Here is a 23,332-nt window from a genome sequence, read left to right as displayed (position 1 = left end):
CGAGGCAAAAAGGAGTGTTGTAACCAACCTGTATGAGTTTATTAATCGCTTTTGTGGTGTTATCCATTGCGGTATCTTTTGTCTGCTCCATTTTGGAAGCTGCCCTGTTATCTATCACCCCCAGCTATATCGCCCAGCAAAAGCTGGTGCAGCCCAAGCGCTACGAAAAACTAAAACAGCTGAAAGAGAAAATTGACCAGCCGCTGGCGGCTATTCTGACCCTGAACACTGTGGCCCATACCGTGGGTGCCACTGGTGTCGGCGCACAGGTCACTATCGTCTTTGGCGACGGCTATCTGGGTATCGCGTCTGCGGTGATGACCCTACTGATTTTGGTCTTGTCAGAAATTCTGCCTAAAACCATTGGTGCCCGCTACTGGCCAAGTCTGGTGCCGGTATTGCCTGCCATGTTGAACACCATGATATTGCTGCTAAAGCCCTTTATCTGGATGTCAGACCAAATTATGAAGCTATTCGGTGGCGGCCAGCACGATCATGATTTACGTCAGGAGATAAAAGCCCTGACCATTTTAGGCCGTGAGCTGAATAAACTCGACGAAGATGAACAGCGGGTGATTGGCAACATTCTGGATCTGCACGATATTAAAGTGCGGGACATTATGACGCCGCGCACCGTCTGTGAGTATGCTAAGCCGGATGAGCCGCTGGCTGAACTGGTGGAGCGGGTTAAAAAAGATCAGTATTCGCGTTATCCGGTACTGGATGATGACGAAGCGCCTTTGGGTATCGTGTTTCGTTACGATATGTTGGAGTTTGCTGACGGCCAAACCGCAGCTGATATTATGAAGCCGGTAAAAATTATTCCGGATAAACTCAGTGTGGAACAACTGATGTCGCAGTTGATCCGCGAGCGCCAGCATCTGGCTTTGGTATACGATGAATACGGTAGCTGGATGGGCTTGGTGACCATGGAAGATGTGATTGAAGCCATTATCGGCCAGCCGATTATGGATGAGACCGACGATATCCCCAATATGCGCCGCTTTGCCAAGCGCCGCTGGGAGCATAAGCAGAAACAACTGGAAGATGTAAAATCCTGATCTTGTTGCTCAGGCAAAGCTTGAGCAACAACAAGGTTTCAGGCTAATCAAATCCAAAGTCGCAGCACCATGACTGATTCCACCCTCCAGGCTGCTGCTGGCTTTGCTACGACAAAGATATCCGCCATAGCTGGCGGCCGAGCCCAGAGTAAAAATACCCAACTCGCTGATTTGACCAGCGCTGTTATTCTGCAGCAGTTCGCCATGTTTTAGGCTAAAGACATTTTCACGGCGAATGTTAGCATTAATCGGCGCCATCAGCAGATCGGCGCTGTCATAGTGCTGATAGCGTTGCCAGCCTTGCGCGTAGCGCGCCACATTGCCACCGCCTTCTTGTTGAGTCTTGTACCAGTAGCCGGCGGCTAGTTTGGCGCGGACTGCCTCCGCTGTTAAGTCGGCAACGGCAAAGCTGGGCACGATGAGTTGTTGCAGCAGCTGCAATTGTGCCGGGCTAAGTCCAAAGCGCTGAGCGAGCTGTTGCCGCCCGCTAGGCTGCTGCAGCAAGAGTCCCAGTTGATGCTGTAACCATTTGCTGCCGCTTAACTGTCCTGCCAGATTAGGGCATTGCAGAAGATTCGTGTGCTCAAGACTCGTCCGAAATGCCCAGTAATCAGCTGCCTGTGGCAGTGGGTTATAGCCGGTGCGCCAGTACAATAAGCTTACCCGCCGTCCATCTGTCAGATAGAAACCTTTGTCTCCCCGCACCTGGCCTTGTTGTAACTGGTTTAGGGTCAGCCGTTCGGTCGCCACGCCGTGCTGGCGGACGGCTTCAGTGAGCAATTGCTGATCAAAGATATTTTGCTCCTGTTCCGCGATGACCATAACCAATAACGCGGGCTGTCCGGCAGCATTGGCAATAGCGGTTTCTGCTAACAGCTTCGCTTGAGCGGCCAATGCCGGATTATCGACATAAGGCAGTGGCAATAAGGGCGCCAATAGTTGTTGATAGCGTGCACTAAGGGGGCCCATGCCGGCGGCAATCGGATTAGATTCGACCCAACGCCATCCGCCTGCAGTTAACAGCAAATCATGCCGGCTTAAGTTGAGATTCCGGCTGGTTAAGCGAGCTGGCTCTATCGCAGACAAGGTTCGCCAGATCTCGCCTGGCACTGATGCCGAGTCTTGAAGTGCCCGGGTTTGTTGCAGTAACCAACAGGGATCACCAGCGATCCTTTCCAGCAAACGTCCAAGTAGCGTAGCCGCTGTCCTTGCCTGTTGCCACTGCGAGCTACTGAGTTGCCAGGGCGTCAGTGAAACCGGCGCCGGTACAAAACCCTTGGCCTGTTGCAAACCCAGGCGGGCGTTAATCAGCAAAGGTTGCAGTGTAGTAGCCAGTTGCTGAGGTGTGGCGATTGTTCGCAGCGACTGTGCCATCACAGACTCCTTACCGGTAACAGCAGATCAATAGCAATACCGGTGCTGCAGGCAGTAACAAGCACCACACCAATAAATGCCAACAGCAGTGGCCATTGAAAGATCTTTTTCAGGATAATCAGCTCGGGCAAACTGGCACCGGCACCACCGATTGTCAGCGCCATAACGCTGCCATAGCTCATTCCTTTACCCACTAAACTGAGGGCCAACGGGATCATTGAACTGGCGCGAACATACAGCGGAATGCCAATCACAGCGGCCAGCGGGATCAGGTACAGGCTATTGCTACCACTTAAACTGGCAAAGAATTCGGCTGGTACATAGCCATGGATCACCGCACCCGCCAGTACACCAAGTATTAAATGTGGCAGAAAGCTGCGGGTATCTTTAATTGCCCGCAGCCATAAGTGGCTCCAGTACTGCCATGACCAATACTTTATCGCTACTATGGCCTGGGAGCTATTACAGCAAGACTGCTCTGCTGCAGGTAGCCTAACGTAACGGGAAAAGCCCAGTTGTGATAACAGCAGGCCAGACAAGACCGCAATACTAAGCACGCCCGTTGCGTATAGCAGAGTGAGTTTGGCGCCAAACACGGAAAACAGCAGGGCAACCAGGATTGGATTAAGCAAGGGGGAGGTGAGTAAGAAGGTCATCACCGGGCCAAAGGCTGCATTGGCACGCAGCATACCGACTAACATCGGCAGAGTGGAGCAGCTGCAAAAGGGTGTAATAGCGCCCAGGGCAGCGGCGGTAAAGTAACCTTTGCCACCGGCTAATAAGGCCTGGATCCGCTGTGCCGGAAAGCGATCCTGCAGCTGGTACACCAGCATACTAATCAAGACAAAGAGTATCAGCAGCTCGCTAAGGGTACCGATAAAAAATTGCACACTGACATAAAACGCATCTGACATAAAACCTCCACAGGTTAGTTAGCACACACAGATATTTCCGTGATTGTGGAAATATATTATTTCTACAAACATGGAAATGTCAAATGATATTTCCAAGTTTGTGGAAATTATTTCGGGAGGGCGTTACACTAGCGCTGTTAGCAACTCAGGACCTGGAGTAAAGATGAGTCTGGAATTGGAGCAGGCTGCAGCGCAGTTGGCAGAATTGGGGCATCCAACCCGATTAGGCATTTTTCGGATTTTGGTGCGTGCTGGTCATCAGGGCGTTGCGGTTGGCGAGATCCAGCAGGCTTTAGATATTCCAAATTCAACGCTGTCACATCATTTAAGCCGGATGACCAAAGTCGGTTTAATGGCACAACGCCGGGATGGCCGCACCTTATATTGCAGTTTGCTTTTTAACAACGTCGAGACCTTGTTAGCATTTTTATATGATGAGTGTTGCCTCGGTTTGCCCTCGGCTTCAGCTTCACAAAGCAGTTGTTGTGACTAATACTGGCTAGCACCGCTGTAAAAAGTGGCGATAGACGGTAGCACTTTGCTTTGGGATCTCCAGCATCGGTAAATGACCAATCCCTTCAAAAACCTGCAGTTGGAGTTGCGGTAGCTGTTGCTGCCAAAGTGCTACAGCACTGATATCGATCAGTTGGTCTGCTTCGCCCCAACATAATAAAACCGGTACCTTAATCTGCGCCAGCTCTGCCGCTGTTAAGCGGGAATCGAAAAAATCAGCAAAGATAGCAGCAAGTAATGCCCGTTGTTGCTGGTAGCGGCAGGCAATGCCTTTTAGCATCAGCTGTGGAATATAGGGTGGCCTGGCCATCGATAGGGCGTAGAATCGCCTAAAGTCGGCAAAATCCAGCTGTAAAAAAGGGTTTAAGCCCTGGCGTACTTGCTGTTCTAACTGACTTGGCGTAGCGGAGCTAAGCCCAGCAGGATCTTGTAGTGCCAGGGAGAGCACCTGCGCCGGATAGCGGCTGGCAAAGACGGTGGCTAAAAAACCGCCCATCGAATTCCCAATCAGATGCACCTGTGGCAGGTGCAGCGTCGCCAAAAATAATGCCAGTCGCTCTGCTTGTCTGGGCATACTATGATTGGCATCAGCGGCAAAGGGTGTTTCACCATGACCAGGTAAGTCTGGGATCAATAACTGATAGTGACGCCGCAGCTGACGGGCAAAACGCAGCCAGATACTTTTATCGGCGCTAAAGCCATGTAGCAATACCAGTGTTGGTTTACCGGGGTTGGCATACCAGTAATAGTCGATGGTTAGCTCGCCAATATCAGCTTGCCTGCGGCGCAGGCCATAGCAGTAAGCTTCGGCAGCCATGCTTTGTTTATACAACCATAAACCGAATTGGGCCCGACGGCTGCAGCAAGGGCTGACTGATGATGTCGCGCTGTGACTAAAGTCCATTTTTTTGCCAGGAGTCTAACGGGTGAAAACTCACTTTAGCCGGTCAGTCGCCAGAGGTAAAGCTTTGAAGTACCGCCGGTTAGCCCGGCGGTAGAGGATGCAGAATTAGTTAGATGGCATTACCACGGTATCTAACACATGGATCACACCATTGCTGGTCTCTATGTCGGTAGCGATAACTTTGGCGCCGTTAACAAATACATTGCCGTCTTTCACTTCAATGTTAAGGTCCTGCCCCTGTACGGTCTTGGCGGATGTCAGATTAACCACATCAGCGGCCATCACTTTACCGGCTACCACGTGGTACGTCAGGACATTGGTCAATGCGGCTTTATCGGCTACCAGCGCGTTTAAATCAGCCGCAGGGATCTTGGCAAAGGCGGCATCATTTGGGGCGAAAACAGTGAACGGACCTTTGCCTTTTAAGGTATCAACCAGCTCAGCCGCTTGCACTGCAGTGACCAGCGTAGTGAAGCTACCTGCAGCTACAGCAGTATCGACGATGTCGGCTTTTGCTTTGTGGTTGTGTGCCTGAGCAGTAAACAGTAATGAGCCGGCAAAGAGTGAACAAGCGATCAAGTGTGACAGTTTCATAACGTTTCCTTTTTCAACTTAGGTTGGGTTCGGGCGCATACAACAAGCGTTCGCGCCACAAGGTTCGGGTAATAAAACGCCAGTTGTTGAAAAAAGGATCAGATTTATATTTTTTCGGGACGGGAAAACTAAAACAGAATTAACAACGTAACGCCAGCAACTCCCAACCCGATCACTTTATCCACACGTCTCCGGTACCGGCCCGACCAGTTTATCCACAGGTCTCCGGTACCGGTCTGACCAGTCTGCAGTGCTTAATCCCGCTTAATACAGACAAAAAGCGCATTGCCGGCTTGCTGATCCCAGGGTTGGATCCGCTCATAATCATGCGCCAGAATATGAATCTCAAAGTAGGGGGCAAGTAGCGCTTGCAGTTGGGTAAAACTCACAGCAACCATCGGGTGTTCGTCTTGCTAATATTGATGCTCTGACGCCGTTGTTTTGCTGATTTGTAGTTTAAGAGCTTGTTGTTCGCCGTTACCGCTGTAGTACCAGGCCGACGCAAAGTCGAAACGGCTATCTTGATATGAGGTACTGTGGCTAACCGCACTAAGGTTACAGATTTTATCTTTATCAACGGCATTAAAACAAAATATGCCACCCGCGTTTAATGCCTGCCAGGCTTGCTTGATGCAAGCACTCAGCTGCGCAACGCTACCACTGTAATGGATGGAGTAAAGAAAGCAGGTAATTAAATCAACTGGCTGGCTAAGTTCGAAGGTACACATATCGCCGAGTTTAAATGTCGCTTCAGGGCAGCGTGCCTGGGCTAACGCTAACATAGGTTGATTTAAATCTAATCCTTGCGACGTAAAACCGGCATCTAGGAAATGCCGGATATGTGGTCCGGTGCCACAAGCCAGATCCAGATGTTGAATACCGCTATTGCCAAAGAGTTGCTGTAAGCGGATGATGCCATGACTTTGCTGTAAATAGTTAATATCACAACACATTAAGTCGTAATAGCCCGACAAATCGGTGTAGAGTGCGTTAGTAGCCTGCATATTAAGCGTCGGACGACAAAGGGTGGCGCATTTTATAGCAGTTTTCAGCGATAGCGAAGTGAAACTCTGGTGCGGGTTGAATAAAGTCGGCATCTCGAGGCGGTGTTAATGAATTATTCGGTGTTGCTGGTCCTACCGGTACCGGAGACCTGTGGATAAACTGGTCGGGCCGGTACCGGAGACGTGTGGATAAGTGGGGTTGGGATGGTGTTGCTTGCGTTATTGCCGGATTTTTTGCTGCTCTTAAGTGGTACTGCGCTGCGGCGGGTGCTACCTGTCGGCGGCTGGCAGGCATTGGATACGCTGAATTTTTATTTGTTGTTTCCGGCGTTGATCTTTGTCAGTGCGCTGGGGGCACCACCGGCAGGCGCTGATATCGCGATTCTGGCACCTGGGATCTGGGGCATTATGTTGTTTGCCTGCCTGCTCGGTTGGCTGGTGCGCGGCTGGGGGCCTGGGCGGTTTCTGGATTTTGCCGCACTGTGGCAAACCGCCTGGCGCTTTAATACGGCTTTGGCGATGGTGATGGTGCAAGCGCTGCCCGCCGAGCATCGGGCGCTGATGTCGATCGCGATTGGTTTAGCAGTTCCGGTAGCCAATATTCTCGCCGTTGGGGTGTTATCGCGTGGTCAGGGATTGGGGTTTACGAAATCGGTTAGGTTGATTGCGACAAACCCTTTTCTGTTGGCGAGTCTGGCTGGTTTATGCTGTTCGCTGTTTGCGCTGACACTGCCTCATATTCTGATGTTGGCATTACAAAAACTGGCACAAGCCGCGATTCCGCTAGCGCTGTTATCAATTGGAGCTGCTATGCAGTGGCAGGCGCTGTGGCGGCTGGGCCGGTTTGCAGCTGCGCTAAACAGCATCAAGTTAGTGCTGATGCCGGCAGCTATGTTGGTAGTTTGTTACTGGCTGGCCGTGCCCAGTGGTCCGGCGATGGTATTGATTTTATTTGCCGCCTTGCCTACTGCTTCTGCAGCGCATGTGTTGGCGTCGGTTTATGGTGCCGATCGTCAGCCTGTTGCCACCGTGATTGCTCAGTCCACTATGCTGGGGTGTTTGACGCTACCGCTCTGGCTGTTATTGTTATTTCACTTCTATCCCGCTTAGCCGGTTCGAGAGTTAACAACCCGATACCATTGGGCACCCGGCACCCGAGCTGTTCAAGTCAACGGGCGTTGAGCGCTGGCTGGCTAAGGTTAACTAACTGGTAAAGTTAGATAAAATGTTCTAAGGTAACGGTTACCTTGGTTTTAAGGAGATATGGATGTCAGCTGTTATTACCCTGAGCAAAATAGTTATCAAGCTGGTGTTGGCCCTATTTGTCGTCGGCGGGTTGGGCTACTTATTGTTACTGGCGTTAAACTGGCAAGACGAAGCACCGTCAGTTCCGGCACTGGCGTTGCAACAACAGTTGCTGTCAGAGCCGGTCGCTGGCAATGGCTATCAGCGCTATCAGGCGCAGCAAGCGGCTTTGAAAACCCAGGATAACACTACGCTGCAGCAATTATTTGCCGGTTGTAACCAGGCAGGTTGCCCGGCCTTAGCGGCTGCAGACACGACGCAACTTGAGCAGCTGCTACTGGAGAACACGACTTTATTGGCGTTCTATCAGCAGTTGCTAAGCAGCAACCATTGGCAAGAACCAGTGCTTGCCAGTGCCGATGAACTGCCGGCTTTTCAGCCGCTATTAAATGGGCAGCGCCTGCATTTGCTGCAGATTTATCTATTGGCACAGCAAGGTCACTGGTTGCAGGTTGAGCAGCTGTTAGCGGCCGATCTTAAGTTCTGGCGCAATCTACTGACCGAGAATCGTTACCTGTTAACCAAGATGATTAGTAGTGCCGCCATCGAGCGTCATTTTAATCTGGCGCTACAGCTTACCAACTTACCAAAGCCGGCAGAGACGCCATTTAACATCACGCCCTGGCAGCAACCTTTTACTGAATCTGAACTCAGTTTAAGCAAGGCGCTGGCTGGCGAGTGGCAGCTGACAGAGCAAGGCATTACCGCGGCGCTGCATGATACGTCGGATTTAAACTTTTTAGAGAAACTTGGTTTAACTCTGGTTCGCCCGTTATACCAACCGCAAGCCAGCAGTAACGAGTTAGCCTTGCTGCTAAGCTGTCCGCAAACAGAGGCGGTAGCTGAGCTAAGCTGGTATCAGTGGTTCTATAATCCACTGGGTAAAATGATCAATCGCGTCTCAATGCCACCCTGTGACGATTATCTGCACCGGCTGGCACAACTGGAACAGCAGCGGCAACAACTCCAGGCCCGTTTATAACAGCATAGTACCAGCCAGCGGTTTAGCGGGCTGGTACTATCCCGCCTGCTCAGCTGCACTGAATTCACTAAAAAAATCAGCGCTTGCTCAGCTTTTCCTCATGTCTTTTCGCCGCTAAGACCACAGACTCAGCATGCTTGCTAACTTTCGATTTGGAGTGAACTATGACTATGCTGCAGCACCTAACGCATTTTTGGCGTAACCCCTGGCGGATGATACTTTGGGGAACTGTTGTTTCCTTGCTGCTGTTACCTTTGATAGCGATGCAATTTACGACTGAAGTGAACTGGACCGGATCAGACTTTGTGATTGCCGGGATCTTACTTGGCGGCACCGCCTTGCTGATAGAACTGGGTTGTCGTTGCTGTGCCGATCTGTCCGGACGCGCCGGTTGGGCACTACTGGTGCTGACCTCCTTAGTGCTCATCTGGATTAATCTGGCTGTTGGCATTATAGGCAGTGAAGATAATCCGGCTAATTTACTTTATCTGATCGTGTTGGCGTCGGTAGTCCTTGGCGCGGTATGGGTGCGCTTTCAGGCGCAGGCCATGAGCCGGGTGCTTTATCTGACGGCTGGGCTGCAACTGGGGGTGGAAATTGTTATTCAGTTGGCGGGGTTGGGCGCTGCGCCGGTAATTAATGTCGCCTTTATGTTGCTATGGCTGTTAGCTGCGGGTCTGTTGCGAAATTCTGGCGCCAGCAAGACTGCAACTGAGGCATAATAGTGAAAATGATGGTGCAGCGGTTTTTTGATGGAGTCAAACAGCCTGATGGTGGCACAGTGTTATCAGTTCGCAGAATTTGAATTAGAGCCAGCGCAGCGCCAGTTACGCTGTGCCGGGGTGCCGGTTGAGCTAAACAGTCGTTATTTGGATGCCTTGCAGTTATTACTGCAAAACGCCGGTAAACTGGTTAGTAAACAACAATTTTTTGAGCAAGTCTGGCCCGGCCTGGTGGTGAGTGATGAAGCACTCACCCAGTGTATCCGCACACTACGTCGGGTACTGCAGGATAGCGCCAGTGCGCCGCGTTTTATTGAAACCGTGCCTAAACATGGTTATCGCTTTATCGCTGCCGTAAGCTGGCAAAGCGCCGCTGATAGCAGTGCGAGTCTGTTAGCTGAACAGGTGCCAGTCAAGAAGGATGTCGTCGCCTCACTACAGTTCTGGCAGCATTTAGCGCAGGGATTGGCGGGGGCGGCTATTGCCGGGCTGTTTGGCGGTGCCGTATATGGTTTACTGGCTGCTGCACAATTGTCTTTTGCTGGTCGCGAGGCCATAGCGCTGGGACTGGTTTTACTCAGTATTACGCTATTGCTGGCACTTTTGGCTGGTGGCGCCGTCGCTGCCGCGCTCAGCGCGGCAATGGTGTGGGGGCAAGCCCGGGCAGCCGTTATCCTGCTCAGCGGTGTTAGTGGTGGGCTGCTGGTGGGTAGCTTTGTCAGCTTGTTGTTGCATGAAGTGTTGCAACTGTTTTTTGGCCGCAGTCCGGCACAAATTACCGGCGCCGGCGAAGGCGCGGCGATTGGACTGGCAACCGCGCTCAGTTGCCTGTTGTTACTGCGCTTTCCCGGCAAATGGCATGGTGTATATGCGGTGTTACCGGCGCTGCTTATCGCGTTAATCCTGAGTCAAAATGGTGGTGTGTTACTGGCGGGCAGCCTGGTACAGCTGGCGGCACAGTTTCCTGATGCCGCGCTGGCGACCGTGGCGAGTGAAGCCTTGCTACGAAATCAGGGGCACAATGGGTGGGTGCATCTAAGTGCGATGTTAGAAGCGGCCTTGTTTTGTGCCGGTGTCAGCCTGGCGTTATCGCGCTCCTGGCTGCGTGTTAAGCAGAGAAATTTATGATTGAAATACAACGTGATCCGCTCACTAGTCAGGATATTCAGGATCTGCTGAATGAACATCTTGCTGATATGTATGCGACGTCGCCGCCAGAGAGTGTGCATGCGCTGGATATCGAACGGTTAAAAGCACCCGATATCGTGTTTTGGAGCGCCCGGCAGGGCGGGCAGCTGCTGGGCTGTATTGCGCTTAAGCACCATACTGCTGCTATGGCAGAAATTAAATCGATGCGTACTGCCAAAGCCGCCCGTGGTAAAGGGGTGGCGAAAGCCCTGCTGGCACACTTAGAACAGTTTGCTACAGCAGAGGGCGTTAGTATGCTGTATCTGGAAACCGGCGCTGAGCCATATTTTACTGCAGCGCGACAGCTGTACCTAAGCCATGGTTATCAGGTTTGCGGGCCCTTTGCCGATTATCAGCCGGACCCGCTTAGCGTTTTTATGCAAAAAGCCCTTTAATCCTGTTTTGGTACTGGTGCTGCCAGCTTTTTCTGCTGCGGCTCCGGCTGCTCGCTTAACTGTTGCTGCTGTGCTTCGATAGCCTGCTGCAGCTGTTGCTTGGGTGCATCAATTAGCTGCTGTTTTTGTGCATCAATGGCTTGCTCAAGTTGCTGCTTGGGCGCTTCGATTAGCTGCTGTTTTTGCGCATCAATGGCTTTCTCAAGTTGCTGCTTGGGCGCATCAATTAGCTGCTGTTTTTGTGCCTCAAGAGCTTGCTGCAGCTGCTGTTGCGGCTGTTCAAGTAATTGTTGTTTTTGCTGTTGCAGTAATTTTTCCGGATTGCTGGCCATTTTGGCGTAATCTACCAGCTCATCTGGCCACACTGGCAGCACAGTTTTCGCCTTTTTCTCTACCGCTTCGGCGAAAATCTCTGTAACACCGCCTTTACTGATTAATACCGCCATCTGGTTGGTTTCGGCATTCCAGACAAAGCCCGCTTTTTCAGCCAGCTGCGGTAGCGGCGTATAGTTGGACGCAACATAAAACAGCGGCCCTTGCTGTTTGATCTCATCTGCCGTGTTCAGCAAAGATACTGCCGTTTGGTAATGCTCGCCCAGTAAGGGTTCCAGCCGCTTTTTAATCAGCGGTTGCTCAAATAAATTTACCTCTTTAGGATCGAGGCCCACCATGGGTTTAATCATGGCCCACATCAGCTGGCCCTGAGGTGATAATAACAAGGCTGGCGCAACACAGGCGCTTAACAATAACGCTGCTATTAACAACAAGCTTAGGCGCACGGCAGCGCACTTGTTTACGACATAAGTGAACATAGTTTTTGAATACCTGAATGGTGTTAGGATTTGAGGGTTGAATTGAGCCGGAACCGGATCGCGCGCACTCTAGCACGGCGCTGAATGTTGCGCCAGTCCGCTAAATTCTATTCTTTAGCTTGTTGCTGCAGATAACTGATAAAGCCCCGTGCCGTTGCGCTTTGCGGGGTATCCCGGCGCCAGACTAGGTACCATTGCCGGGCGATTGGGAAGCCGGCGACATCCAGTGTCGTTAGTCCGTTTGTGGTGCTTGACCAGGCCGGTTGATTGACGGCCAAATCTGACAGCACCGCAATACCAAGCCCGGCCGCTACCGCATGTTTAATTGCCTCGTTACTGCCCAGGCTCATCACTATATTCGGCTGAAATTGTTGCTCGGCAAAAAATTGCGCCGTGACTTTGCGGGTACCACTGCCGGCTTCCCGCATTAACCAGCGTTCGCTGCTAAGTTCGTTTAGGCGCAACTTTTTATTGCTTAGCGGATGGTTCGCCGGGGCTATAACAATCAAGTTGTTGGTTTGAAAGGCCTGGCTGTCCAAATCCAGCTCTGCTGGCGGTAGCATCATTACCGTCAGATCGTCCAGTCCCTGGCTTAGTCGCTGCACAATACGATCGCGGTTTTCAACACTGAGTTCAATTTCAATGCCTGGATAGGCGCGCGCGAAAGGGCCCAGCAGATCCGGGACAAAGTATTCGGCTGTGGTGACCGCGGCAATTTTTAGCTTGCCGCGCACCAAACCATGAATTGCCGCCAGCTCGGATTCCAGCCGCTGCCAGCAGCCAGCGAGCTCGCGTACCGTTTGATACAGTAATTTACCGGCCTGAGTTAAACGGATCTGACGGCCACTTTGCTCAAATAGCGGCTCACCCAGGGTTTCTGCCAGCTCTTTCAGTTGCACTGATACCGTAGGCTGGCTAACAAAGAGCTCACGCGCAGCCTGGGTTACCGATAACAAGCGGGCACTGGCTTCGAAGGCGCGCAGTTGTTGCGGCGTAATACGTTGAAAACGGGCGAGGGTACTGGCTGGCATCGGTAAGTTGGCTCCGGCTTGGTAACCTATAGATTTTAAGCTATGGATAAGATTAAAACTAAATATTTTTCTTAATGATTTAACTGCTCTACAGTGCCGGCATAGCAACCACAGTTGGAGAAGTTGAGATGCAAGCTAAGCAACACATGCACTTAGAGGCAATAGAGCAGAGCGAAAAGGTACCGGTAACCGTCGCACTGGGCGATGGCATAGGGCCGGAAATTGTCCAGGCGACGCTGAAAATTCTAACGGCAGCTGGGGCGCGGATCGCGCCGGAATATATCGATATTGGTGAGCAGCTTTATCTCGCCGGCCATAGCTCTGGCATAGCGCCACAGGCTTGGACTTCCTTACGCCGTAACCGGGTATTTCTGAAAGGCCCAGTGACAACACCAAGTGGCGACGGCTACAAAAGTCTGAATGTGACCATCCGTAAAACCCTGGGCTTGTATGCTAATGTGCGGCCCTGCGTCAGTTATGCGCCCTTTGTGGCGACTCTGCATCCGCAGTTAGACATCGTCATAGTGCGGGAGAATGAGGAGGATCTTTACGCTGGTATTGAGCATCGGCAGACTGACGAGGTGTTTCAGTGTTTAAAGCTGATTAGCCGCCCGGGCTGCGAAAAGATTGTGCGCTACGCCTTTGACTATGCCCGCAGCCACGGCCGGAAAAAAGTTACCTGCATGGTCAAAGATAATATTATGAAGATGACAGATGGCCTGTTCTATAAAGTGTTTCAGGAGATATCCGTCGAATACCCGGAGATCGTGGCAGAACGCTATATTATTGATATCGGTGCTGCACGTTTAGCTACCCAGCCCGGGCGTTTTGATGTCATTGTGACGCCCAATTTGTATGGCGATATTCTCAGTGATATCACTGCCGAAATGACGGGTAGCGTTGGGCTGGCACCCAGTGCCAATATTGGTGATAGTATCGCGATGTTTGAGGCAATACATGGCAGCGCACCCGATATTGCCGGCCAAGGCATCGCCAATCCCAGCGGTTTATTACTGGCAGCGGTGATGATGCTGGTGCATATCAAACAAGCCGAAGTGGCAGCGCGCATTCATAATGCCTGGTTAGCCACCCTGGAAGAGGGGATCCATACCGCTGATTTGCACAGCACGAATAGTCAGCGCCTGGTCAGTACTAACGAGTTTGCTGAGGCGGTGATTCAGCGCTTGGGTCAACTACCAGAGAGCTTTAAGGCCGTGAGTTATCAAAATGCTGCTGAGCCAATTCAACCGACTTTCCGATATCAGCGCGCACAGCCGGCGCAAAAAGTGTTATTGGGGGTGGATGTGTTTTTACATGAAAGTCAGTTTTCACCAGAGCAGCTGGCAAGTCGGCTACTCAACTTAACCGATGGGGTGTTACATCTGCAGATGATTACCAATCGTGGGGTCAAAGTTTGGCCACAAGGTTATCCGGAAACCTTTTGCACTGACCACTGGCGCTGCAGATTTATGGCTCAGACGCCAGAGCAGCCGGTGAGTCAGCGCGATCTGATTAAGCTGCTCTCGGTGTTGACTGAGCTGGGGTTAGATGTGATAAAAATTGAAAATCTGTTTAGCTTTAACGGTGAGCGCGGCTTCGCACTGGGGCAGGGGCAGTAGTCGCGCCTTATTGCCTACTTAATGTTATAAAAGCGGCGCCATGCAGAGCAGATGCTGGCGTCGCAATTTATTGCTGTAATGGGACCTGCAGCATGATGCTGAATGTTTGGCCGACTTGCCGGGTCTGATATGACCACTGATGTAGCTCCAGGATCCGCTGCACAATCGACAAGCCCAACCCTGAACCTGTCAGTTGCTGGTGCTCCGGAGCTCGGTAAAAGCGCTCGCCAAGCCGGGGAGTATCAAGTATTACCGAGCAGTTGTTGCTTAAAGTCAGTTCCAGTTTCTGCTGGGTCAATGAGGTTATCTTTAGCACCACTTCAGTATCAGCTGGCGCATACTTGGCCGCATTTTCAAACAGGTTACGCAGCGCTACCTGTAACAGTGTCGTGTCAGCCTGCACCTGATAACCCGCAGCCCGGCAAGCATCAAGGTCGGCTAATTGCCAGATCACTTTTTGCAGCAGGGCAGGTGCAACCTGGTGCAGGCTGGCTTCCAGTAAGTCCGCCAGCGGTTGTGAACGTAACGCCAGTTTCGGGTGTTCTAATCGCGCCAGCGCCAGCAGTTGATTGGTCAGATGGCTCATCCGTTCACTGCCTTGTTTAATGGCAGTCACCGCGGCATCCTGTTCCGCAGTAAGTGGTGTTTGTGCCAGATTTTGGGCATGCAAACTGATAATACTCAGTGGCGTGCGCAGTTCATGCGAGGCATCAGCAATAAAACGTTTCTCGCGCTGCATATGTTGCTCAATCGCCTCTAACAACTGGTTAATCGCGGTGACAACCTGAGTCAGTTCAGCCGGCATCGGGCTATTGATCGGTTGCAGCTGCTCCGGTTTGGTATGGCTGAGCTGCTGTTGCAGTTGTTTTAACGGCTTTAAGCCGCGCCGCACCAGATAAAGGGTTAGCAGACTCAGTGGTAAGATCAAAAACAGAACAGGGCGGATCTGGGTTAGGGCGATGCTATAGCTCAGTTCCTCGCGTACCGCTTCGCGTTGGCTGCTAACGATTTGCACCCCCAGCTCATCCAGACGTAGGGTAAAGTTGATCCACAGATCACCATTTTCAGTGTGATATTCGCTAAAACCGGTTTTACGCACCGGCCGCATCGGCTGTTGCAGGTTGGCGGTATGTAAAATCAGCTGCTGATCATTGCGCCAAATTTGAATGGCGATATTACTCTCATATTTGTAGCCGGTAAGAAAGCGCTCACTCAGTTCTGCCTGGCCTTTGACCAGTTCATCCAAATGCGCTACCGGGATCAGTACCGGTGTATCTTGCTGTAATAAAGTGGGATTGGCTTGTAATACACCCGCAGTTAAGCGGGCGCTTTGCGCCAACTGGGCATCAAAAACTTCATCGATTTCATGCAGGCTTTGCTGATAACTGATATAGCCGGTCAGGCTTAATACCGCGATCACCAACAAATTTAGCAGTAAAACTAACCGGGTTTGAATACTCAGTGGCTTCATACTTGCCCCGGCAGCAGATAGCCGATACCGCGCACGGTTTTAATAAGCTCCGGGTGCAGCTTTTTGCGCAGGTTATGAATATGCACTTCAATGGCATTACTTTCGGTATCGCCATCCCAGCCCACACTCAGCTCTTCCAGATGCTGGCGGCTTAAAATCTTATCTTTATGCTGCAGAAAGTCTTTTAACAGTAAAAATTCGCGCCGGGTTAAATTCACGGTTTTCCCGGCATATTCGCAGCTATGTTTCACTAAATCGAGTAGCAGTTCGCCATGCTGCAGCACATCATGCCGCCGCTCGGCTTTGCGGCGTAACAGTACCCGAATGCGCGCTTCCAACTCCCGCACATCAAAGGGTTTTACCATATAGTCATCAGCACCGTCGTTTAACAGTTGCAGCTTGGTGTCAATTTGATCCAGCGCCGTCAGTACCAGCACCGGCAGTTGATGCTGTTGTGCGCGTAGCTGTTGTAAGATTTTACCGGCAAAGCCATCGGGTAGGCCTAAATCCAGGATCATTAAATCAAACTCCGCATTATCCAGCGCCTGTAGGGCTTGCTTACCGGTGCGGCAATGTTCGGTTTGATAACTGGCCCGCGCCAAGGCTGTAACTATGCCCTGTGCCAGCAAGTTGTCGTCTTCTACCAGTAAGATCCGCATGCCATTTATCCGTTTACGGTCAGTCTGTTAACTATAACCAGATTAACCTCACTTACTTAAGAAATTCTTAAGTTTTTCATCCTAAGCTGACGCCAACTTCTTGTTGGAGCCTAGATTATGACTCGCGTACTGCAGCCGATAAAACGCGCCGGCCCTTATTTGCCGTTATTGGTTTTTTTTGTGGTGACGCTACTGCTGTTAAGCGCTAGCCGGCTTGGCTTAGTACTTTGGCAATTCGACCGGGTAACGGCTGTAGCTGATATTGGCATCATATTACTGCAGGGAGTAAGAGCCGATCTGATTTTTATTGGCCTGTGGCTGGCAATACCGTTATTACTTGCCCCCTTACTGGCGCGACAGAGTAGTTTTAAGGTCTGGCTAAAGTTAAATCATCTCTGGTTATTACTGGGGCTGGCACTGGTGCTGTTGCTGGAAGTCTCGACGCCGCAATTTATTATGCAATACGACGTTAGACCAAACCGGCTTTATATTGAATATTTAAAATATCCGAAAGAGGTGTTTGGTACGCTATGGCAAGGTTATCGCGGTATGCTGCTTGGCGGTGTGCTGGCCCTATTAGTTCTATTATGGCTGGGCAATCTGGCGCTGCGGCGGGTCCTAGCGCACACGCAACCTTTTGCCCGCTACCGCAGTTTGCTGCTTAGCTGGCCGCTGCTGGTTTTTTTAACCTTTGCGGCTATTCGCTCGACCACAGAGCACCGCCCAGCTAATCCGGCGTTGTTTGCCATTACCGGCGATGCGATGGTGAACTCGCTGATTATCAACTCGCCGTACTCGGTGCTGTATGCCATCTATAGCCTGAAACATGAAGCCCGCTCCAGTGAGATCTATGGCAAGTTGCCACAGCAGGAGATGCTTGAGTTGGCGCTGGATTGGCCATGGTTAAAACACCTGGAGTTTAACGATCCACAATTGCCTACTCTGGCACTTCGCCAGCCGGCAATGGAACGTGCGCAGCCGCTTAATCTGGTGATTATTCTGGAAGAAAGCCTGGGCGCAACCTTTGTGAAAAGTCTGGGTGGCTTGCCGGTAACGCCAGAGCTGGAACAGCTTAAAAACGACGGCTGGTGGTTTGACAATATGTATGCCACCGGTACTCGCTCAGTGCGCGGTATTGAAGCGGTAGTCGCGGGTTTTCCGCCGACACCGGCGCAAAGCGTGGTGAAACTCTCCGGCGCGCAGCAAAATTTTTATACCCTGGCCAGTACCTTACAACAGCAAGGTTTTCATACCAGCTTTGTGTACGGTGGCGAAGCGCATTTTGACAATATGCGCGGCTTTTTTACCGGTAATGGCTTTAGCGAAGTGATCGATTTACCGAAAATGCTTAAGCCGGAGTTTGTTGGCAGCTGGGGCGCCAGTGATGAAGATTTATTTAATGCGGCAGCTAAACATTTAGCGGAAATGTCCGCTCAGCAAAAGCCATTCTTCAGTTTGATTTTTACCTCGTCCAATCACGAACCCTTTGAATTTCCTGACAATAAAATCGCGCTGTACGATAGCGAGAAAGCGACCGTCAATAATGCCGTAAAATATGCCGACTATGCGCTGGGTAAATTTATTGCACAGGCAAAACAGCAAGCGTATTGGCACAATACGCTGTTTGTTATCGTCGCCGACCACGATAACCGGGTGTATGGTAATAGTTTGGTACCGGTACATAAATTTCAGATCCCGGCGCTGATGTTAGGTGCGGATCTGAAGCCAAAAACTATTAGCAGCCTGGCCAGCCAGATTGATTTAGCACCTACGATCTTATCTTTAATAGGCATCAGTGCACAAACGCCGCTGCTTGGCCGGGATTTTAGCCGCGATGCTGAGTCGCCGGGCCGGGCGCTGCTGCAGTTTGATCAATATTTTGCCCTGTTAGAGCAGCAAAGCGCCAACGAAGCGGCAGTGACGATATTAAAACCGGATGGTAGCAGTGTTGCTGCGCGCTATTTGCTCGATGATAAACAACTGGTGCTGACAGACGCTGCTGCCAAGCCGGCAGCACAGCGCCGGGCACTGGCGCAGGTGTTACTGCCATCCTGGTTATATCGGGAGCAGCGCTATCGCTTAGTAACAGAATGATGGCGGTGGGCCCAAATAAAAATGCCGGCTAAACCGGCATTTTACGTTTTAAGCTACAGCTGATCTTAGTTATTAATATTTTGCCCGCACCGGGTTTAGCTTTTAATTTTGCTACGCGCTTTAGTCAGCGCTTGCTCAATCTCTTGCCGGCGTCCGGCATCGGCGTCTTCACGGCCAGGGCGCGGCGGCGCCAGTAAGGCTTTTTCCAGTACCGCCACGGCGGCCTTATATTCTTTTTGTTGCAGTAAAAAATCACCGTAAAAATAATTACTGTCGATACCGTCAGGGTTAACCTCCAGGCCTTTTAGCAAATATTCGCGGGCCTTTTTATCGCTACCAAAGCCGACAGGCCAACCTGGTACCTGATAATACAGCGAACCCAGGCTGGTATAGGCCGAGCCATCCAGCGCTTTCTCATCCTGCTTTAGCGCCTGTTCAAATAGCTTTTTCGCGGTTTTAACTTCGCTAAGCGCATCCAAACCGCCGACACTGCCGGCATAGGTGGCGCGGATAATACCTTCCCAAATCAGGTAGCGGGCATCCTCAGGGTGAGCTTTTACGGCAGCTTGGGCGGCGCTAACCAGTTCGGCGAAAGCCTGTTCCTGGGTTTTACCGCTTTGCTGATACTTTACGCTGGCCCACTGCTGCTGAATCTGACTCAGTTCGCTTGTTACTGCGGACGGCGAGGTTTCTGCCTGTACCGAACCCAACAGCAAGCTGGCGGTCAGTACAGTCAGGGCTACTAGTGAAGACGATTTTTTCATTTGCATGCTCCTTTAACGCCTGCAGGGGTAGTTTTAATGCTTTGGGTTAACCCGGGAGTTTTACGCCGGGCGAATTGTTTAATAACAGTAAGTTGTTTGCGCAGTGCTTTATCCAGTAAGGCTGGCAGCAGCGCATTGAGCCGGATAAACAGTCGCTCCGGCATACCAAGGTTCTGATCCTGCATCTGTTTTGCGATTAACTGGTTTAGAATTTGGGATGCTACCCAATCTGGTTGATCGGTTTTGCTACCCAGCGCCTGATTCAGCTCCTGTGCTGCCAGGGTGTTCATACTGGTTTGGGTAGCCCGGGGTGCGATATAGCAAAATTGCAGGGCGGTATCGGCCATTTCCCGGCGCAGCGCCTGCACAAAATGCTTTAGCGCGGCTTTGCTGGCACCATAGGCGGCATAGCCCGGATAGCCGATAGCACCCAGTGTTGAGCCGACATAAACTAAGCGTGCCTGAGGTGTCAGCCTGGGTAGCAGGGCGCGGGTGAGTAGTATCGGCAGCAGCGTGTTTAGTTCAAATAGCCGGTGTATCGCTGTTGGATCCTGCTGTTCAAACAACGCAAAATCGTTATAACCTGCGGCGAAGATCACGCCATCCAGCTTATCCGGTAGCGCCAGCAGTAAATGCTCGCGGCCGGCAAAATTGCTGAGATCGGCGGCCACACACTGGGTTTTAGTGGCCAGTTGCGTTGCTAACCGCTGCAGGGGGACTAGATTGCGCCCGCTAATAATCAGGTTCGCGCCCTGTGCCGCGAGTTGCTTCGCCAGTGCGGCACCAATACCGCCACTGGCACCGAGCAGCAGTAGTGTTTGGCCCTGTAGGGCAGCGGCGCTCATGCCGCCACCTTAGCCGCAGGTGCGGCTTCAATACTGCGGAAGATATTGCCATACAGCTGATAAAATACCTTTGCAGCATGCACAATCGCTTGCTGATCGGTTGCATCGCTAATGGTGTCCATCAGTTTTTCAAAAAAGCTCAGATGTTCAATATCCAAACTGCCGTGCGAGCGTAAATAACTAAAGGCTTTGTTGGGTAACTGTAGCTGCTGCTGAATAATCTCAGCGGCACCGGTGGCGAGGTTAACGCTGGTGCCTTCCAGTACCAACACCATGCCAAAGAACGCCAGCGGGTTGCCTCGCAGCACAGTGTCATAGGCGTAGGCAACCATCAGTTCGGTAGCAAGGCGCGGTGTGCCGTGGCGTACTTGCTCTTTGTCGGCGCCGGTCGCTGCAAGATCATTCAGCACCCATTCCTGATGACCCAGCTCTTCTTCGATATATTCAGCAATGGCTTCGCGGTAATATTCCTGGGCACTGCTTAGCCTGCTGCCAACAGCCATCAGCAATGGCACTGTGTGCTTAACATGATGGTAAGCTTCCGTTAGAAACGCCTGATACTCGGCGAGCGTAAAGCTTTGTTGCTTAAGGCAGCGCTGGATCAACGGTGCACTTAACAAATACTCGCGTTCGGCCTGGGTTTGCTCAATTAATTGCTGATAAAAGCTCATCGCGATGCTCCTGGTTTAGCGGCACAAGCACTGGCTCTGCCGTTGTTGGGGTAAGGTGGTAAAGTTGCTCAATAGGTTGTTGGTACCGCGCCAGAATATGTTGGCGGCGCAGCCGGCCGTTATCGGTAAGTTGCTGGTTTTGACTGCTAAAGGGTTCATTTAGCAGCAAGACGGTACGAATTTGTGCATAATCCGGGAGCCGGGCGTTAAGTGCCTGTAGCTGCGTGCTAAGCTCTGTCAACTGCCTGGCCGATCTCGGCACTATCAGTGCACTTAGCCAGGGCTTGGCATCACCGCATACCATGGCCTGGGCGATCGCCGGGCAAAGCTGTAGCTCAGCTTCCAGCCATTCCGGCGAGATATTACGGCCAAAGCTGCTGATCAACAGTTGTTTGCTGCGCCCGTCAATTTTCAGATAACCTTCGCTGTCCAGTTGCCCCAAATCGCCGGTCGCTAACCAAGAGTCGGCGTCGCGCGGTGCTTCACCTAAATAGCCAGCATAAAGCTGACCTTTTACTTCAATCTGGCCCGCGTTAATCCGCAGTTGTATATGAGGTAGCGCTTTGCCGACGCTACCGGGCCGATTCACCGCAGGTAAGTTTAAAGCCAGCACAGAGCCAGCTTCGGATAAACCGTAGCCCTGATAGACAGGTAGCCCCAGCTGTGCGGCCTGTGCCAGTAGTGCCGGTGCACAGTGCGCACCACCAACGGCAATAAAACGAAAACTTGCTGCCAGTGCCGGTTGCTGCTGGCAAATCAACAGCAGCGCCTGCAGCAACTGTGGCGTTAGGATCAGGCTGTGCGGCTGGTACTGTGCCAGGTTTTGTGCCAATTGCGCTAAATCGAGCTTTGAACTGCCGCTCAAACCGCTTAGCGATTCATTCAGCACAATAATTTGCTGCCCCAGAGCCAGCGGTAAATACACACCGGCCTGATTTTCCAACAGGGTAGATAAGGGCAGCAGACAGTAATGTCGCAGTTGTTGCTGTTGTGCCTCTGCACTAAATTCTGCGCCTAGTGCTTTAACTAAGCCGGCTAAGGTCGCCGCTTGCTGTGCCCAGCTTAAACATACGCCTTTCGGGTTGCCGGTAGTGCCAGAGGTAAAGGTAACTTTACCGCTGGATATTGGAAAGGTTGGCACTTCGTGAGTACTTGATTGCGGCACCTGCCGATACCATAACCCTGGCACTGTGCTGGCTATGCTGCCGGCAAGTGGCTCGGTCTCCAGTACGATCTCGATCGCGGCGGTATCAAGCATATAGGCTTGCTGCGCGGCTGAGAAAAAACGTGGTAGTGGAACACAAATTTTGTCGCTCACGGCCAGTGCCAAATCAGCAATAATCCAGCTGATGCTGTTGGGGCCGCTAATGGCAAAGCGCTGTGCCGGCAGTTGTTGTAGCCAGTTGGCCAGTTGAGATACCTGTGCAGCGAGTTGCTGATAACTCAGGCTGTGTTGACCGTCAGTTAACGCCGGGCGGTCGGCAAACTGGCGCAGGCTAGGAAAATCCAAAGGTACTGACTTAGCCATGACCAGCCTCCGTTAGCCGCGCCAATTGCGGTTGCAGCTCAGTCAGCTGTGGAGCCAGTAACTGCTGTAACAACTGATAGCGCGGCAAACGCCGGGCACTGGCTATGGCCGGTAAGGCCATACCTGCCATCACTTGCGGGTGTTTTTGGTAGTACGCGCCCCAGACTTGGGGGTGCTGCAGCTTATCGGCATTGGCTGCGGCTAACAGCATGGGTTGATAATGCAGCTTGCTTAACAGCGATTGCACTTCATCGGTTGCGGTAAAGGTCACCCAGCGAAAGCGGCTAGCGGCAATCAGTTCACTCAAGGCAACCATGAGCAGCAAGCTGCTGCCGGCGCGTGCCGATACCAGATTACCGATTTCCAGAATCTGCCCGCGTTTTACCTCTTGCCCGGATTGTTCTGACAGCAGCTGTTCAATTGGCTGTGGCAGATATTGCTCCAGAAACAGCGGGCCTTGCGCTGCGGCCTGTAACCCGACCGCTGCGGTCAGGGTTCCGGCGCAGCGTAAACTTAGCAATTGTGGCAGAAAGTAGCGGATTTCGGCCTGATGCTTGCGCTGAAACTCGCGGGCGATAAGGGTTTCTGCTTCAGCACGGCCATCGGCTTGTCTTGCCAGCAAAGTCAGTTTACTGGTCATATTTCCCAGGCTACACAGCAGCGGCATAGCGGTAGCGGGTGGTGCCAGTAATAAGGGTTCAGACATAAGACGCTCCGGTTTAACCTCGATACTGGCAGGTTAGGTGGCGAAGCTTAAGAAAACATTAAGCTGATTTTTTTGTTGCAAAAACTGTGTTCGAATTTCTGCATCATTGCAGCCGATATCTTGGGTTGTTGCTGCCGGTCATTCGCAGGCAAACTAGCCGCAGATTTGGATGTGGC

22 protein-coding genes and 1 pseudogene are annotated in these 23,332 nt (G+C 51.7%); 9 read left to right on the top strand and 14 right to left on the bottom strand.

All coding sequences use genetic code 11. The features are described 5' to 3' along the window. Positions 1-32 precede the first annotated feature (32 nt). On the top strand, positions 33-1,061 hold the full coding sequence (locus AGRI_RS05545; protein ID WP_008984014.1) for a CNNM domain-containing protein: 1,029 nt from the start codon (positions 33-35) through the stop codon (positions 1,059-1,061). Between the two features lie 9 nt (positions 1,062-1,070). Here the strand turns inward: AGRI_RS05545 and AGRI_RS05540 are convergent, their stop codons facing one another. Together AGRI_RS05540 and AGRI_RS05535 are read right to left on the bottom strand one after the other, a co-directional pair. Then, a complete protein-coding gene (locus AGRI_RS05540) occupies positions 1,071-2,435 on the bottom strand; it encodes a glutathione synthase (protein WP_008984013.1) in 1,365 nt (454 codons plus the stop codon). Next, entirely contained in the window at positions 2,435-3,349 is a 915-nt protein-coding gene (locus tag AGRI_RS05535) for a permease (RefSeq protein ID WP_008984012.1), read from the bottom strand. The genes AGRI_RS05540 and AGRI_RS05535 overlap by 1 nt, the downstream gene beginning before the upstream one ends. Before the next feature lie 163 nt (positions 3,350-3,512). On the opposite strand from AGRI_RS05535, the gene AGRI_RS05530 reads away from it, so the two are divergent. Next, a complete protein-coding gene (locus tag AGRI_RS05530; protein WP_008607744.1) occupies positions 3,513-3,842 on the top strand; it encodes an ArsR/SmtB family transcription factor in 330 nt (109 codons plus the stop codon). A 6-nt stretch (positions 3,843-3,848) separates the two neighbouring features. Here AGRI_RS05530 and AGRI_RS05525 read toward each other — a convergent pair whose 3' ends face one another. From AGRI_RS05525 to AGRI_RS05515, 3 genes and pseudogenes are all read right to left on the bottom strand, one after another. After that, positions 3,849-4,694, bottom strand: coding sequence for an alpha/beta fold hydrolase (locus tag AGRI_RS05525; protein ID WP_237713029.1), 846 nt, complete (start codon positions 4,692-4,694; stop codon positions 3,849-3,851). Between the two features lie 177 nt (positions 4,695-4,871). Then, on the bottom strand, positions 4,872-5,360 hold the full coding sequence (locus tag AGRI_RS05520; protein WP_008984010.1) for a fasciclin domain-containing protein: 489 nt from the start codon (positions 5,358-5,360) through the stop codon (positions 4,872-4,874). A 254-nt stretch (positions 5,361-5,614) separates the two neighbouring features. After that, positions 5,615-6,364 (bottom strand): annotated as a pseudogene (locus AGRI_RS05515) (class I SAM-dependent DNA methyltransferase). 204 nt (positions 6,365-6,568) lie between these two features. Between AGRI_RS05515 and AGRI_RS05510 the strand changes: the two are divergent. From AGRI_RS05510 to AGRI_RS05490, 5 genes are all read left to right on the top strand, one after another. Then, on the top strand, positions 6,569-7,474 hold the full coding sequence (locus tag AGRI_RS05510; protein WP_008984007.1) for an AEC family transporter: 906 nt from the start codon (positions 6,569-6,571) through the stop codon (positions 7,472-7,474). A 157-nt stretch (positions 7,475-7,631) separates the two neighbouring features. Further along, entirely contained in the window at positions 7,632-8,651 is a 1,020-nt protein-coding gene (locus AGRI_RS05505; RefSeq protein WP_008984006.1) for a hypothetical protein, read from the top strand. Between the two features lie 164 nt (positions 8,652-8,815). Continuing rightward, positions 8,816-9,373, top strand: coding sequence for a hypothetical protein (locus AGRI_RS05500; RefSeq protein ID WP_008984005.1), 558 nt, complete (start codon positions 8,816-8,818; stop codon positions 9,371-9,373). Positions 9,374-9,403: 30 nt separating this feature from the next. Beyond that, on the top strand, positions 9,404-10,501 hold the full coding sequence (locus tag AGRI_RS05495) for a winged helix-turn-helix domain-containing protein (protein WP_008984004.1): 1,098 nt from the start codon (positions 9,404-9,406) through the stop codon (positions 10,499-10,501). Then, the gene (locus tag AGRI_RS05490) at positions 10,498-10,956 is read left to right on the top strand and encodes a GNAT family N-acetyltransferase (RefSeq protein ID WP_008984003.1); all 459 of its coding nucleotides are present in this window, start codon (positions 10,498-10,500) and stop codon (positions 10,954-10,956) included. Before AGRI_RS05495 ends, AGRI_RS05490 begins: the two co-directional genes overlap by 4 nt. Here the strand turns inward: AGRI_RS05490 and AGRI_RS05485 are convergent. Both AGRI_RS05485 and AGRI_RS05480 read right to left on the bottom strand, forming a co-directional pair. After that, the gene (locus AGRI_RS05485) at positions 10,953-11,768 is read right to left on the bottom strand and encodes a hypothetical protein (protein WP_008984002.1); all 816 of its coding nucleotides are present in this window, start codon (positions 11,766-11,768) and stop codon (positions 10,953-10,955) included. The two genes, AGRI_RS05490 and AGRI_RS05485, sit on opposite strands and share 4 nt — an antisense overlap. A gap of 107 nt (positions 11,769-11,875) precedes the next feature. Beyond that, positions 11,876-12,799, bottom strand: coding sequence for a LysR substrate-binding domain-containing protein (locus AGRI_RS05480; protein WP_008984001.1), 924 nt, complete (start codon positions 12,797-12,799; stop codon positions 11,876-11,878). A gap of 128 nt (positions 12,800-12,927) precedes the next feature. Between AGRI_RS05480 and AGRI_RS05475 the strand changes: the two genes are divergently transcribed. Next, positions 12,928-14,418, top strand: coding sequence for an NADP-dependent isocitrate dehydrogenase (locus AGRI_RS05475; RefSeq protein ID WP_008984000.1), 1,491 nt, complete (start codon positions 12,928-12,930; stop codon positions 14,416-14,418). Positions 14,419-14,485: 67 nt separating this feature from the next. Here AGRI_RS05475 and AGRI_RS05470 read toward each other — a convergent pair whose 3' ends face one another. Beyond that, positions 14,486-15,889 (bottom strand): sensor histidine kinase, encoded by a 1,404-nt coding sequence (locus AGRI_RS05470; protein ID WP_008983999.1) that lies wholly within the window; start codon positions 15,887-15,889, stop codon positions 14,486-14,488. Next, positions 15,886-16,548 (bottom strand): response regulator transcription factor, encoded by a 663-nt coding sequence (locus tag AGRI_RS05465; protein ID WP_008983998.1) that lies wholly within the window; start codon positions 16,546-16,548, stop codon positions 15,886-15,888. Before AGRI_RS05465 ends, AGRI_RS05470 begins: the two co-directional genes overlap by 4 nt. Positions 16,549-16,665: 117 nt before the next feature. Between AGRI_RS05465 and AGRI_RS05460 the strand changes: the two genes are divergently transcribed. After that, on the top strand, positions 16,666-18,642 hold the full coding sequence (locus AGRI_RS05460; RefSeq protein ID WP_008983997.1) for an LTA synthase family protein: 1,977 nt from the start codon (positions 16,666-16,668) through the stop codon (positions 18,640-18,642). 95 nt (positions 18,643-18,737) lie between these two features. Here AGRI_RS05460 and AGRI_RS05455 read toward each other — a convergent pair whose 3' ends face one another. From AGRI_RS05455 to AGRI_RS05435, 5 genes are read right to left on the bottom strand one after another with little or no spacing between them, the layout of a single operon-like run. Continuing rightward, positions 18,738-19,406: a tetratricopeptide repeat protein gene (locus tag AGRI_RS05455; RefSeq protein ID WP_008983996.1), complete on the bottom strand. Its 669-nt coding sequence runs from the start codon at positions 19,404-19,406 to the stop codon at positions 18,738-18,740. Continuing rightward, entirely contained in the window at positions 19,403-20,251 is an 849-nt protein-coding gene (locus AGRI_RS05450) for an SDR family oxidoreductase (protein ID WP_008983995.1), read from the bottom strand. The genes AGRI_RS05455 and AGRI_RS05450 overlap by 4 nt, the downstream gene beginning before the upstream one ends. After that, entirely contained in the window at positions 20,248-20,922 is a 675-nt protein-coding gene (locus tag AGRI_RS05445; protein ID WP_008983994.1) for an iron-containing redox enzyme family protein, read from the bottom strand. The genes AGRI_RS05450 and AGRI_RS05445 overlap by 4 nt, the downstream gene beginning before the upstream one ends. Further along, positions 20,897-22,450 (bottom strand): AMP-binding protein, encoded by a 1,554-nt coding sequence (locus AGRI_RS05440; RefSeq protein WP_008983993.1) that lies wholly within the window; start codon positions 22,448-22,450, stop codon positions 20,897-20,899. The genes AGRI_RS05445 and AGRI_RS05440 overlap by 26 nt, the downstream gene beginning before the upstream one ends. Beyond that, positions 22,443-23,156 (bottom strand): thermostable hemolysin, encoded by a 714-nt coding sequence (locus AGRI_RS05435; RefSeq protein ID WP_008983992.1) that lies wholly within the window; start codon positions 23,154-23,156, stop codon positions 22,443-22,445. The genes AGRI_RS05440 and AGRI_RS05435 overlap by 8 nt, the downstream gene beginning before the upstream one ends. Positions 23,157-23,332: the final 176 nt, after the last annotated feature.

Source organism: Alishewanella agri BL06 (genome assembly GCF_000272005.1).
Taxonomy (GTDB): Bacteria; Pseudomonadota; Gammaproteobacteria; order Enterobacterales; family Alteromonadaceae; genus Alishewanella; species Alishewanella agri.
The sequence above is the reverse complement of the archived record's forward strand: the minus strand, read 5'-3'. Positions and strand labels throughout refer to the sequence as shown.

What these genes read in the sequence shown, in the direction of transcription:
- AGRI_RS05545 (WP_008984014.1), top strand. Translation starts at nt 33, where the DNA reads ATGAGTTTATTAATCGCTTTTGTGGTGTTATCCATTGCGGTATCTTTT.
- AGRI_RS05540 (WP_008984013.1), bottom strand. Translation starts at nt 2,435, where the DNA reads ATGGCACAGTCGCTGCGAACAATCGCCACACCTCAGCAACTGGCTACT.
- AGRI_RS05535 (WP_008984012.1), bottom strand. Translation starts at nt 3,349, where the DNA reads ATGTCAGATGCGTTTTATGTCAGTGTGCAATTTTTTATCGGTACCCTT.
- AGRI_RS05530 (WP_008607744.1), top strand. Translation starts at nt 3,513, where the DNA reads ATGAGTCTGGAATTGGAGCAGGCTGCAGCGCAGTTGGCAGAATTGGGG.
- AGRI_RS05520 (WP_008984010.1), bottom strand. Translation starts at nt 5,360, where the DNA reads ATGAAACTGTCACACTTGATCGCTTGTTCACTCTTTGCCGGCTCATTA.
- AGRI_RS05510 (WP_008984007.1), top strand. Translation starts at nt 6,569, where the DNA reads ATGGTGTTGCTTGCGTTATTGCCGGATTTTTTGCTGCTCTTAAGTGGT.
- AGRI_RS05505 (WP_008984006.1), top strand. Translation starts at nt 7,632, where the DNA reads ATGTCAGCTGTTATTACCCTGAGCAAAATAGTTATCAAGCTGGTGTTG.
- AGRI_RS05500 (WP_008984005.1), top strand. Translation starts at nt 8,816, where the DNA reads ATGACTATGCTGCAGCACCTAACGCATTTTTGGCGTAACCCCTGGCGG.
- AGRI_RS05495 (WP_008984004.1), top strand. Translation starts at nt 9,404, where the DNA reads ATGGAGTCAAACAGCCTGATGGTGGCACAGTGTTATCAGTTCGCAGAA.
- AGRI_RS05490 (WP_008984003.1), top strand. Translation starts at nt 10,498, where the DNA reads ATGATTGAAATACAACGTGATCCGCTCACTAGTCAGGATATTCAGGAT.
- AGRI_RS05485 (WP_008984002.1), bottom strand. Translation starts at nt 11,768, where the DNA reads ATGTTCACTTATGTCGTAAACAAGTGCGCTGCCGTGCGCCTAAGCTTG.
- AGRI_RS05480 (WP_008984001.1), bottom strand. Translation starts at nt 12,799, where the DNA reads ATGCCAGCCAGTACCCTCGCCCGTTTTCAACGTATTACGCCGCAACAA.
- AGRI_RS05475 (WP_008984000.1), top strand. Translation starts at nt 12,928, where the DNA reads ATGCAAGCTAAGCAACACATGCACTTAGAGGCAATAGAGCAGAGCGAA.
- AGRI_RS05470 (WP_008983999.1), bottom strand. Translation starts at nt 15,889, where the DNA reads ATGAAGCCACTGAGTATTCAAACCCGGTTAGTTTTACTGCTAAATTTG.
- AGRI_RS05465 (WP_008983998.1), bottom strand. Translation starts at nt 16,548, where the DNA reads ATGCGGATCTTACTGGTAGAAGACGACAACTTGCTGGCACAGGGCATA.
- AGRI_RS05460 (WP_008983997.1), top strand. Translation starts at nt 16,666, where the DNA reads ATGACTCGCGTACTGCAGCCGATAAAACGCGCCGGCCCTTATTTGCCG.
- AGRI_RS05455 (WP_008983996.1), bottom strand. Translation starts at nt 19,406, where the DNA reads ATGAAAAAATCGTCTTCACTAGTAGCCCTGACTGTACTGACCGCCAGC.
- AGRI_RS05450 (WP_008983995.1), bottom strand. Translation starts at nt 20,251, where the DNA reads ATGAGCGCCGCTGCCCTACAGGGCCAAACACTACTGCTGCTCGGTGCC.
- AGRI_RS05445 (WP_008983994.1), bottom strand. Translation starts at nt 20,922, where the DNA reads ATGAGCTTTTATCAGCAATTAATTGAGCAAACCCAGGCCGAACGCGAG.
- AGRI_RS05440 (WP_008983993.1), bottom strand. Translation starts at nt 22,450, where the DNA reads ATGGCTAAGTCAGTACCTTTGGATTTTCCTAGCCTGCGCCAGTTTGCC.
- AGRI_RS05435 (WP_008983992.1), bottom strand. Translation starts at nt 23,156, where the DNA reads ATGTCTGAACCCTTATTACTGGCACCACCCGCTACCGCTATGCCGCTG.